Annotated in this window: 5 protein-coding genes and 3 pseudogenes; 3 read left to right on the plus strand and 5 right to left on the minus strand. The window is 44.5% G+C overall.

The window, feature by feature from the left end; translation table 11 throughout:
• Positions 1–89 precede the first annotated feature (89 nt).
• The 3 pseudogenes from HWQ44_RS23145 to psaA form a co-directional block, all read right to left on the minus strand.
• Positions 90–251: pseudogene (locus HWQ44_RS23145) on the minus strand (photosystem I reaction center subunit XI); the annotation flags it as partial.
• 246 nt (positions 252–497) lie between these two features.
• Positions 498–2,721: pseudogene (gene psaB / locus HWQ44_RS23150) on the minus strand (photosystem I core protein PsaB).
• 193 nt (positions 2,722–2,914) lie between these two features.
• Positions 2,915–5,287 (minus strand): annotated as a pseudogene (psaA, locus tag HWQ44_RS23155) (photosystem I core protein PsaA).
• 209 nt (positions 5,288–5,496) lie between these two features.
• On the opposite strand from psaA, the gene HWQ44_RS23160 reads away from it, so the two are divergent.
• Complete coding sequence (locus HWQ44_RS23160) at positions 5,497–6,006, plus strand: helix-turn-helix domain-containing protein (RefSeq protein WP_292723589.1); 510 nt, start codon at positions 5,497–5,499, stop codon at positions 6,004–6,006.
• A gap of 35 nt (positions 6,007–6,041) precedes the next feature.
• The gene (locus HWQ44_RS23165) at positions 6,042–6,557 is read left to right on the plus strand and encodes an IS630 family transposase (RefSeq protein ID WP_292723599.1); all 516 of its coding nucleotides are present in this window, start codon (positions 6,042–6,044) and stop codon (positions 6,555–6,557) included.
• Here HWQ44_RS23165 and HWQ44_RS23170 read toward each other — a convergent pair.
• On the minus strand, positions 6,549–8,369 hold the full coding sequence (locus tag HWQ44_RS23170; protein WP_292723591.1) for a GAF domain-containing protein: 1,821 nt from the start codon (positions 8,367–8,369) through the stop codon (positions 6,549–6,551). The two genes, HWQ44_RS23165 and HWQ44_RS23170, sit on opposite strands and share 9 nt — an antisense overlap.
• A gap of 124 nt (positions 8,370–8,493) precedes the next feature.
• On the minus strand, positions 8,494–9,597 hold the full coding sequence (locus HWQ44_RS23175) for a response regulator (RefSeq protein WP_292723594.1): 1,104 nt from the start codon (positions 9,595–9,597) through the stop codon (positions 8,494–8,496).
• 949 nt (positions 9,598–10,546) lie between these two features.
• Here HWQ44_RS23175 and HWQ44_RS23180 point away from each other — a divergent pair.
• A complete protein-coding gene (locus tag HWQ44_RS23180; RefSeq protein WP_292723597.1) occupies positions 10,547–11,779 on the plus strand; it encodes a photosystem II q(b) protein in 1,233 nt (410 codons plus the stop codon).
• The last annotated feature ends 591 nt before the right edge of the window (positions 11,780–12,370 follow it).

The following is a 12,370-nucleotide window of genomic DNA, read 5'->3' on the forward strand; positions in this document are numbered from 1 at the left end:
TCAGTACCTCTGCCATAATCCCCCTGTCAATAGGGTTTGAGACGCGCTAACCCTGCCTGTCAATAGGGTTTGAGACGCGCTAACCCTGCTTTACGATAGGCTGGCAAATTTTCAATGAAAGCTCTAACTAAGGGAGAATCATTGATAGGAGTAGACAGATTACCAAGCTGAGGGTCTCCTTTGAATGGTTTAATTATGTCTTCTTCATTGTATTGTTTAATTATTTCTGCCAAATCAGATGTATTAGACATTATTATTTCTCCTTGTTATCTTAGTCAAATACTATCATTAGCACGTATATTTAGAGCATTTTTATTGAAAATTAATATATCATAAACTAAAAAACTCTCTTACCTAAAGAGGCAAGAGAGGAGGTCGAAAACTGAATATTTTTAGCTGAATAATTACAAATTGATTACGCATTTTTCTGTAAGAAAATAGAATCCATTGCGTAATTTAAAGTGTAGTTAAACAGTGTTGAAACTCTATTTTTCTGCTTAACCAAACTTACCTGCTGTTGAGGCAATTAAGAAAGCCCCATAGGTGGCGATATAACCAACAGTAAAGTGAGTTAAGCCGACTAAACGAGCTTGAACAATTGACAAAGCAACGGGCTTATCTCTCCAGTAGCCAAAGGATAGTGGAGTCTGTTCGTGCGCCCAGGCTAAGGTTTCGATTAATTCTTGCCAGTAACCCCGCCAGGTAATCAGGAACATGAAGCTAACAGCCCAAGCTAGGTGTCCAAAGAGGAACATCCAAGCCCAAACGGCTAAGTTATTTGTGCCATAAGGGTTATAGCCATTAATCAACTGTGCGGAATTCGCCCAAAGGTAGTCTCGGAACCAGCCCATAAGATAGGTCGAGTTTTCGTTGAATTGAGCGACATTGCCTTGCCAGATACAAAGATGTTTCCAGTGCCAGTAGAAGGTGATCCAACCAAGGGTGTTAAGCATCCAAAACATGGCGAGGTAGGAACTATCCCACGCAGAAATATCGCAGGTGCCACCCCGTCCGGGACCATCGCAGGGGAAAGCATAGCCGAAGTCTTTTTTATCCGGCATGAGCTTAGTACCACGAGCATCCAGCGCCCCTTTGACTAAGATGAGGGTGGTGACATGCAAACCGAGAGCGATCGCATGATGTACATAAAAATCACCAGGGCCAATTGTCAGGAATAACGAATTGGTGCCGCTGTTTATTGCATCCAACCAACCCGGCAACCAGACATTGCCATGATTGGGCCATGCTGTGGAAGCAATACTATCTGGATTTGAAAGCAACGTGTTAAACCCATACAACAGCTTACCGTTAGCCGCCTGGATAAACTGAGCAAATACAGGCTCAATCAATATTTGTTTGTCAGCCGCCCCAAAGGCTACTTCTACATCATTGTGGACGTACAAACCCAAAGTATGGAAGCCCAAGAACATCGATACCCAGCTAAGATGAGAAATAATCGCTTCTTTGTGCTTGAGTACCCGCTCTAGAACATTTCCTCGATTCTGTTCTGGGTCATAGTCCTTAATCCAGAAGATCGCCGCGTGGGAAAACGCCCCTACCATCAAGAAACCGGCAATGTATTGATGGTGTGTGTATAGTGCCGCCATTGTGGTAAAGTCCTTAGCGATAAACGCGTAAGGCGGCATGGAATACATATGCTGCGCCGCAAAGGAACTCGCTACACCCAAACAAGCTAGTGCCAAAGACAGTTGGAAATGCAAAGAGTTATTAACGGTTTCGTACAGTCCTTGGTGGGGTAAGTTGAACGGGCCATCAACTTTATTACCGTAGAAGTCCTTGGAGTCCATCATCTCTTTGATGCTGTGACCGATACCCCAATTAGTCCGGTACATGTGACCCGCAACAATGAAGATCACAGCGATCGCCAAATGGTGATGCGCCATATCTGTCAACCACAAAGATTGAGTCTGGGGATGGAAACCACCCAAAAAGGTGAGAATTGCTGTTCCTGCCCCTTGAGTACTATTAAATACATGGGCTGGCGTATCGGGATTTTGCGCGTATGCCCCCCAGTTCAAAGTAAAGAACGGTAGCAAGCCACTTGGGTGCGGTGGGGTAGACAAGAAGTTATCCCAACCTACATGAATACCACGAGATTCTGGTATAGCAACGTGTATTAAGTGACCAGCCCAAGCTAAGGAACTGACACCAAACAAACCCGCTAAGTGGTGGTTGAGGCGAGGTTCTGCACTCTTGAACCAAGCCAAGCCAGGACGGAATCTGGGCTTTAAATGCAACGCGCCTGCAAACAAAAATACAGCCGCCAGCAAAACTAGGAAAATCGCCCCAGCATACAGTTCATTATTCGTCCGTAACCCAATGGTGTACCACCAGTGATAAACACCGGAGTAGCAAATATCTACTGGGTTACGCGCTCCCGCTTGGGTGTAAGCTTCAATTGCCCCTGGGCCAAATTGAGCATCCCAAATTGCGTGGGCGATGGGACGGATATGTATGGGGTCTTTAATCCAGGTTTCAAAATTACCTTGCCAAGGCAACGTGGAACAAAATTCCCGACGCCCACAGAAAGATAATTGCCAGATGACCGAAGTGAGAAGAAAAAATCCTTTGATAAAGATTTTCTTCCGTTATGCCATCTTGACTTTCAAAATCGTGAGCCGTGGCGATCGCATACCAAACGCGTCGCGTCGTTGGATCTTGTGCAAGGTCTTGGTTAAATTTGGGGAATTTAGTCGCCATAGTTTTAAAAGTTTTGAGATTTTCTCGTTCCCAGGCTGAGTCTGGGAATGCACAAAAAGAGGCTGAACCTTCTAAGAAACCAGGGGACTGGGGACTGGGGATGAGTAAAGATATTGATACTATTTCTTCTCTTTTCTGCTCCCCTGCTCCCCTGCTCTCCTCACCCTCCTGAATTAGGCGAACAAAAGGAGTATCATCCCAATGCCGACATTCGCGCCAGGAAGAACGCCCAAGTGGTGACAATTCCTCCCAAAAGGTAATGAGTTACCCCTACAGCCCGACCATGAGTGATGCTCAAAGCACGAGGCTGAATAGCTGGGGCAATTTTCAACTTGTTGTGCGCCCAAACAATTGATTCGATTAATTCTTGCCAGTAGCCACGACCACTAAACAGGAACATCAGACTAAAGCCAAAAACGAAGTGTCCCGCTAAGAACATTAAGCCGTAGCCCGAAAGTGCTGAATTGTAGGATGTGATTACTTGCGTCGCCTGCGCCCAGAGGAAATCACGCAACCAGCCGTTATTGGTAATCGATGATTGGGCAAAGTTTCCGCCCGTAATGTGCGTCACTACCCCATCTGCATCTACGGTTCCCCAGACATCCGACTGCATCTTCCAGAAGAAGTGGAAAATCACCATTGATAAGGAGTTATACATCCAGAACAGACCCAGGAAAACATGATCCCAAGCTGATACCTGGCAAGTACCGCCTCGTCCTGGGCCGTCACAGGGAAAGCGGAAGCCCAAATTGGCTTTATCTGGAACTAAACGCGAACTGCGGGCAAACAACACACCTTTCAGCAGTACTAAAACAGTGACGTGAATTGTGAAGGCGTGAATGTGGTGAATCATAAAATCCGCAGTACCTAAGGTAATGGGCATCATCGCCAGCTTTGCCACCCACTGCCACAATACCGCCGCCGAATGCATAGCTGACAGGTTCGTGCAAATTAGGTGCAGCAGTTCCCAATCCACCCAGTTCCAGATTTCGCAAGCCGCCGAAAGCATCACCCAGAAGTGCAGCAGCTTGGAGAGCTGGATTGCCGATGGTCATCGTCTGGATATGTTGTACCCACTGAGCAAACACTGGCTGCAACTGAATTCCCGTATCCGAGAACATATCTTGGGGACGACCAAAAGCCCGCATGGTGTCGTTGTGGCAGTACATTGCAAAGCTATGGAAGCCAAGGAACTGACACACCCAAGCCAGATGAGAAATAATTGCATCCCGATGACGTAGTACCCGATCCAGCACGTTGTTTAGATTTTTTTCTGGGTCGTAGTCCCGCATCATGAAAATCGCTGCATGGGCTGCCGCGCCAACAATCAGGAAGCCTCCAATCCACACATGGTGAGTGAATAGAGATACCTGTGTAGCATAATCAGTCGCCTGATAGGGATAAGGCGGCATCGAGTACATGTGATGGGCAATGATAATGCTCAAAGAACCCAACATTGCCAGATTGATTGATAGTTGAGCGTGCCAGGAAGTTCTGAGAACTTCAAACAGACCCTTGTGACCAACCGGCCCAATAAAGCTCAAGAATGGCAGCATCTTCGGAGTTCTGGCATCATCCAGCATTTCTTTAATGCTGTGACCAATCTTCCAGTTAGTGCGGTACATGTGACCGGCAAAGATGAATAGCACTGCGATCGCTAAATGATGGTGTGCTACATCTGTTAACCACAAGCCGCCAGTCACGGAATTCAGACCACCCTTAAAGGTCAAAAAGTCAGCAAAAAGTCCCCACTCTAAGGTGAAGAAAGGCACTACACCCTTAACGAAACCCCAATCTGCACTGGGATACAACTGAGCCATCAACTTGGAATTCAAAATGAATTCGTGGGGTAAAGGAACATCATGGAGAGCTACCCCAGCATCTAACACCTTGTTAGTTGGCAAGGCAACATGAATCAGGTGTCCTGTCCAACCCAAAGAACCCAAGCCTAAAAGCCCTGCCAAGTGATGATTTAACATCGACTCGGTATTTTGGAACCATTCCAACTTGGGAGCGCGTTTGTGATAGTGGAACCAGCCAGCGAACAGCATCAGTGCTGCCATCACCAAAGCACCAATAGCGGTGCAATATAGCTGGAACGTATTAGTAAAACCCTCCCCGCGCCACATCTGGAAGAGTCCAGAGGTAATTTGAATGCCGTGGAAGCCGCCGCCCCGCCCACATCTGCATTCAAAATTTCTTGACCAAATATTGGCCAGACAACTTGGGCGCTGGGTTTAATGCCAGTCGGGTTCGCCATCCAAGATTCAAAATTGGAAAAGCGAGCGCCATGAAAATACATACCGCTCAACCAGATAAACACTACAGCTAAGTGTCCGAAGTGAGCGGCGAAGATTTTGCGCGATACGTCTTGTAAATCGCTGGTATGAGTATCAAAATCGTGGGCGTTAGCGTGTAGGTTCCAAATCCAAGCGGTGGTTTTGGGACCTCTGGCAAGGGCGCGGTCAAAGTGTCCTGGTTCCGACCACTTCTTAAATGAAGTTGGCACCGGCTCGTTATCAACCTCAACCCTTACCTTTTGCTCTCGCTCAGGAGTAATTGTCATCAGAAATTCTCCCTTTTCTGTGAAAGAAATGAGAACTTTACTCTGCTCAAAGTTCCTGTATAAGTAGTTAGTTATTAGTTGGTAGTCGCTAACCAAAAATAATTGACTGAAGCAAGAATTTACAACTTTGAGTTTTGTTTATTGGTAATACCAATTTAATATGAAGCTGCATATAATAGAGGAAACAAACTCGATAAATTAAAAGAACCATGAGCCGCCCTTTTAAGATTGAAATCGCAGAGAGCGAAGAAGAACTTAAAAAACGTTTACAAACAGCGAATTTAGGAACCCAGAAAGAAAAGCTTATTATGTTGTGGTGGATAAAAAGCGGGCAGGTTAAAGAGCAGCAAGATATTGGAAAACGCTTGGCAAGAGATACTTCAACGGTCACGAGATGGTTGCAGAAGTACAAAACTGATGGGATATCAGGCTTATTAGAAATCAAAAAAGCACCAGGAGCAAAACGGAAAATCGATGATGCTGCGATCGCAGCACTCTCAGAGGAGTTAAAAACAGGAAAAGGCTTTAGTAGCTATGGTGCAATAGTTGAGTGGTTAAAAAAAGAACATGGACAAGATATAGAGTATGCAACGGTTTATGCTTGGGTTCGATATCGATTAGGGGCAAAACTAAAAGTGCCTCGCCCTCAAAGCCATAACCAAGACGAGAAATTGGTATCTGAATTTAAAAAAAACTCGGAATCATTCTTAATTGTCTAGAAAAACATCTAGCACCCGGTAAGTGTGTTCGCTACCTGTGCCAGGATGAAACTAGGGTTGGACTCAAAACTCTTACAGGAAAAGTGATTACAGCTTTTGGAGTCAAGCCCACTGTTAAGGTGATATGGCCGAGGGAAAACTTTTGGATTTATGGTGCAATTGAACCATTAACTGGAGACCACTTTCTTTATGAATATCCAAAACTAGATGGCGAGTGTTTTCAACAGTTTTTGGACTGGCTATCTGTGCAATTAGGCTCGGATTATGCAATTTTACAGATTGACCAAGCACCGGCTCATACAAGTTCAGCAATTAGCTGGCCAGAGAATATTATTCCTCTATTTCAACCACCATCGGCTCCTGAACTCAATCCTATCGAAAGGCTTTGGCAAGCTCTTAAGAAACCTCTCAAAAATCAACTTTTCTCTTCTTTACAAGCTTTACGCGAACGCATCCAAGAGATATTCGACCAACTTACATTTGAGCAAGTAATTTCTGTCTCTTCTTATAACTTTATCCTAGAAGCTCTTTTCTATGCAGCTTCACATTAAATTGGTATCAACTGGAAAATTCGACCCATCACCACGATAAAATATGTCATCAGAAATATGTTGTACTGCCCCAGTTTCGAGGGTGGCGCGAATGGGATTTTCTCCCCAGCAATAGCGAGTGCCGTCGGGTTGGGAATGGTTTACAATCTCGTGCATAAACTGATTTTTTAGTTCTGTCACCCCAGATAAAAGCATTCTGGCTGCTGCTGGATTGACAAAGGTGATTTTACCTTGGGAATTTAAACCGTAAATTCCCTCACCTGCGGAGTTCAAAATTAACTCGCTCTGTCGGCTGAGGCGTTCTAGAGACGCTTGTGTTTGCTGGCGAGCGCGTAGTGCCCGTTCGCGTTTGCTCATTTCCCGCAGCAATCTTTCATTAGCACGCTGTAACTCTGCCGTTCGCTCCTGTACTCTCTGCTCTAGTTCGGCATTCAAGGCAGAGATTTTTTTCTCCGCCTGCTTGCGTTCTTCAATATCCTGCTGCAAGTCAGCATTGAGCGCGTGAACTTGCTGATACAGTTCATATTGATGAATTGCCATTGCAAAGTGACTGCTCAAAGCTTGGGCGAGTTCAATTTCTGCGGTTTTCCATTCTTGGGCTTGACTTCGCTTTAACTCTCGCCATACTTCAAAGGATTGAACTGGACACTGATTTCGCGGATCATTACGGTTAACTCGTCGCGCCCACAGAGTTTCTGTGTCTATTTCATGGCGAAAAATACTTAAGTAACCCAATATCTGCTGCCGATATTGCAAGCAAATAACCAATAAGCTGCGAATCCCAGCATCAAAAAACGCCTGTGCCAAGTCTGACTGTAGTGTGGCTTGATATAAATCAGTAATTGCCCACACTAGTTTTCCCTCCTCGACAGTCGCCTCCATATTTAACCACTCTTGCCAACTGGGATGCTCCTCGAAGAGGATAGGAGCATTGGGCATGGGGCGTTGGGCATTGTTATTCTTTGCTCCTCTGCTCCTCTGCTCCTCTGCTCCTCTGCTCCCCCACTCCCCCACTCCCCACTCCCCACAGCTAAACACCTGAGCCGCTTCACCTGGATTTTGGGGAGCGATATAAATTCTGCCACCAGCAGCCTGTAAAGCAGATACAGTCAACTCTAGGGCTTGTTGTAACTGCATTTCGGTCATGGAATGCAGTAGTTTGGCCACACGGTTAATTGTGGCTTCTTGGTCAGCTTGGGCGCGGGTTTGTTCGAGGAGGGTATTTTGAGCGATCGCAATTGATAATTGATCTGCAACCAGTTGCACTACCTGTAATTCCCGTTCGCTCACCTCTCGCGGCGAACTGTGATGAGATACCAACAAACCCCATAATTGGTCGCGATGCAAAATTGGCACCACTAGAGAAGACTGCACTCCCATTGAGGTGAGGTATTCTACGTGACATGGGTCTACGACTCGAAACTGGATATCATTTTCATCAAGTGGCTCGGTCGTTTCCGAAGAATCTAAGGGACTCAGCCCAATTTGCTGGGCTGCAACATCCACAATTGAGCGCTGACGAGCTTTCAAAAACAACTCACGAGCTGCAAATGGAATATCCTCAGCGGGAAAGTGTTGCCCTAGTAGAGATGGTAAGCGATCGCAGTTAACCGACTCAGCCACAACCTCACCACTAGCGTCTGCATCAAAACTATACACTTTTACACGATCAGTCTCCAAAAATATACGTACTTCATCAACGGTTCCTGAGAGGATTGCTGGCAACTCTAGGGATTGACGAATGCGGTTCATCATCCGATGTAGCAGCGCTTCTAAGGAGTCGATAGGCTTTTGTTTTTTGTCATTTGTCATTTGTCATTTGTCATTTGTCCTTTGTCCTTTGTTCTTTGTCAGTTGTTAGTTGTTAGTTGTAAATAACTAATGACCAATGACCAATGACTAATGACCAATGCCCAATGCCCAATGCCCAATAAATTTATTCACCCACATCGTCTACAACATAATGGCAAAGGACTTTATCTAATTCTCTAAACGCAGGCTGCTGTAGTTCCCCAGAAAGAAGTTCTACTAAATGGCGAAGATGCAATGCCTCATTTTGGTCAAGAGTAATTTGGGATAGTAATATCTGCTCTATGTGTTTAGCCAGACGTGAAGCTTCCACAAAGCCAAAAATGCCTAAAGCTCCCCCTAGCTTATGTGCTGCATGATATGCTTTCTTATGTAATTCTTCAGAGAGATTGTTGGCTTGTAACTCAAGGGAGGCTTGTTGGAGAATTTCTAAGCGATCGCTACTGTGTACTTTCAGCCTCTCCCACACAACTGCTAATGCTTCCCTAATCTGTGGCTTCCTTTTGCTTTGGCTTTGTTTTGTCTGTCTTAAGGCTACAGAAGGTTTTTCTTCATACGCAAATACTTTCAGACGATAACCCAAACCATAGACTGTTTCAATAAAATCAGTTGGTGCGCCAGCTTGCGTTAGTTTCTGCCGCAAACCCTTGATGTGATCTGTCACCGTATCTTCTTTGGGTGCTTCTTCTACAGACCAGAGGTGGTCTAAAATTTCACTGCGGCTGAAGACAATATGCTCATTACGCAGAAAAAGCTCCAGTAAGCGATACTCCTTAGGCGTTAAATTCAAACCATGACAGCCATAAGTCACTTCACAGCTACCAGGGTCAATACGCAGTTTTTCCCATTTCATCACTGACAATATGGGTGAATTTCGTCGCCGCAATAAAACACGAATTCGAGCTAATAATTCCGAGAGTTCAAAAGGTTTGACAACATAGTCATCTGCTCCTGCATCTAATCCCATCACTTTGTGAGTGCTAGAATTTTGGGCTGTCAGTAGCAGTACAGGTGTTTGATAGTTATGGGAACGTAACCTCTGACAAAGTTTTATGCCGTCCAATTTGGGCAGGATGATATCTAGCAAAATTAAGTCATAGCTAAAAGCTTCTACTAGCTCCCAACCAAGCAGACCATCAGCAGCAATATCAACTACATAGTGTTGATTACCAAGAACATTTTCAAGTGTTTTGGCGATACACTCGTCATCTTCAACTAGTAAAATTCTCATTCCATATCACCCTACTGTACCTAAACGCTAGGACTTCATCAGAGGGAAAACAAATAATTAGGGAACTCCTAGAAAGAAATCATTACATAGTCTAGGCAAGGTGCCTAGACTAGCAAAAAATATTGGTGAATTTTTTTCTTTGGCAGTCCCTTAGCAACAATCAAAGTAGAAAAGTTTTACCTCAGAAAAAATCTGCCAATTGTTCACCACATATACTACTAGCACAGCACGATGCAAACAGAGCAAGCATTGAAAATAAATGAAATTCTTGCAATATTAGGAATTACGTTAGCGTAGCGGTAGCGAGTCCGCGTTCGCTTTTAGCGTCTCGTAGAGAGCGTCATTACGAATTCCGCCTTGGAGTACTAGTATCTGTAGTGAACAAAAAGCTTTGTATCGAACAAGTCTAATTCAAAATCATTATTGACTGTTCTTTGACGCAAAAGTTATACAGCTTCAACCAAATTTACATTTGTTGACTTATTTTGATAATTAAAATGTGACTTACATATTCATTTTTGTATACCTGTATGTAGTCCGAGAGCCGTCATTCAAGAGACTAGTACAGCACGGCGGAAATAAGCCACCCCTTCGGGTTCGCAGTCGCTCATGGAGGAAACCTCCAAGACCGCGCTGTCTCACCATTTGAAATGTCTGAAACCATTGCTAACAGCTAATTACGAATTACGAATTACGAATTACGTGCAGCGGTACTATGGGTAGTCCTTTTCCCTCTGACCCTTCTGATGAATATTGTGAACTTTTATGAAAAGATGAACTTCCTTCATTGGTTCTTCATGTTTTTATTTTATGTTCCTTTTCATCAACCTTGAAGTAGTTTTTGTCTCAACGGCTTTGGTTTGAGTGCAAAAGATTATTCTGTCGTCTCCGGTTTTAGAAACTGTGGCGATAGAGAATTCCTATTTAATTATGCAAGGATCTATGTAACATGACGCCAAAGTCAGACAGCATAATTGCAACTTCGACTGTTAGCGTAGACAAGGCAGTGAGAGCGGCGGCTCCCGCCGATGTGAACTGTCATGGGACGTGTCATGGGACGCGGGTTACGCCTGCAAATCACAATCTTCAAACAATACCAACAAACATCTTAGAAAGACGCGAAAAGATTAGTTTATGGGAGAAGTTTTGTTCATGGGTGACTAGTACTGAGAATCGGCTGTATATTGGCTGGTTTGGCATACTGTTGATTCCTTGTGTTTTAACAACCACCATTGTTTTCATCATTGCTTTTATTGCTGCTCCGCCAGTAAACATGAACGGAATGGGTTCACCAATTTCCGGTGCTTTATTCGACGGCAATAATATCATTTCAGCTGCTGTAGTACCGACATCAGCTGCAATTGGTTTGCACTTTTACCCAATTTGGGAAGCTGCTTCTTTGGATGAGTGGCTTTACAACGGCGGTCCTTATCAAATGATTGTGCTGCACTTTGTGATTAGCATCATTTGTTACCAAGATCGGGAATGGGAATTGAGCTATCGCTTAGGGATGCGTCCCTGGATTTCTCTAGCGTTCACTGCTCCCGTTGCTGCTTCCGTCTCTGTATTTTTAATTTATCCAATTGGACAAGGCAGTTTTTCTGCGGAAATGCCTTTAGGGATTTCTGGTACTTTTAACTTCATGTTGCAGTTTCAAGCAGATCACAATATTCTGATGAGTCCCTTACATCAGTTAGGGGTGATTGGGGTATTAGGTGGTGCAATGCTGAGTGCGATGCATGGTTCTTTGGTGACATCGACCTTGATTCGTACCAACGAAAGTGACTCAGAATCGATTAATGCCGGATACAAACTCGGTCAAAAACATCCAACCTACAACTTTAGGTCTGCTCAATTCTATCTTGGGCGGTTGGGATGGCGGCGGGCAAATTTTCCTAATTCTTGCAAATTGCATTTCTTCCTAGCGGCTTTTCCAGTAGCAGGAATTTGGTCTGCCGCCTTAGGGGTTGATGTCGCTGCATTTAACTTTGAAAAACTCACATTTGAGCAGCCAGAAATCAAAAGCCAAGGACGAGTTATTCACACTTGGGCAGACACAATTGATTGGGCTGATTTGGGGATAAAAGTGGCAGGTGAAAGCGATCGCCGAGTTTATAACTTCTCTAAAGATTTAACTACAGGGAAAGCAGTGCCATTGAGTTTATCATTACCGGAGCCGTAGTCCCGATATTCAACGCCAAATGAGCGCCAAACAGCTTCTTGTCAACTTCTATCTTGGCAGGGAGTGAGAAATCCTTGGAAGAAGTTGGCACGATTGGTATTAAGGGACTGACAAATAAAATATTCCACTGTTCACAGTCAACAGTCAGCAACTTCAAGCGAGATAATTTATTTCTTGGAGTTCCCTAAGAAAATGTACAACAATTTAGAAATTCCTCTCAAAAATATCAAGGCTACGCGCTGCATTCAAGAAGAAGCCATATCCTTGATGAGTAAGGAAGATGCAGTCGAAGTATGACCTTATTTTGACTACATCATGAGAGCGTTGTCATAGGAAAATGTCAGGATGAAGTATGAAGTTTAAAAAACAAGTTCTTACTTCATTTTTTCCTAAATGCGGACTCGCTAAGAAGCAGGGGGAAAATTGTAGTAGATTTTTCCCATTTGCCCCCGGAGCCTCTTCCAATGATGCCACTTGCTTAAAGTCGTCAGAGACGACGCCAGTCGCTCATGGGGGCGCTACCTCATGCTCCATGCCCGAATGGCACTAAGTTAAGCTGAAGGGTTGGCAGTGTAAGGATTGCAGAGGTGC

Source organism: Nostoc sp. JL34 (genome assembly GCF_017114945.1).
Lineage (GTDB): Bacteria > Cyanobacteriota > Cyanobacteriia > Cyanobacteriales > Nostocaceae > Nostoc.

What these genes read in the sequence shown, in the direction of transcription:
- HWQ44_RS23160 (WP_292723589.1), top strand. Translation starts at nt 5,497, where the DNA reads ATGAGCCGCCCTTTTAAGATTGAAATCGCAGAGAGCGAAGAAGAACTT.
- HWQ44_RS23170 (WP_292723591.1), bottom strand. Translation starts at nt 8,369, where the DNA reads ATGACAAATGACAAAAAACAAAAGCCTATCGACTCCTTAGAAGCGCTG.
- HWQ44_RS23180 (WP_292723597.1), top strand. Translation starts at nt 10,547, where the DNA reads ATGACGCCAAAGTCAGACAGCATAATTGCAACTTCGACTGTTAGCGTA.
- HWQ44_RS23175 (WP_292723594.1), bottom strand. Translation starts at nt 9,597, where the DNA reads ATGAGAATTTTACTAGTTGAAGATGACGAGTGTATCGCCAAAACACTT.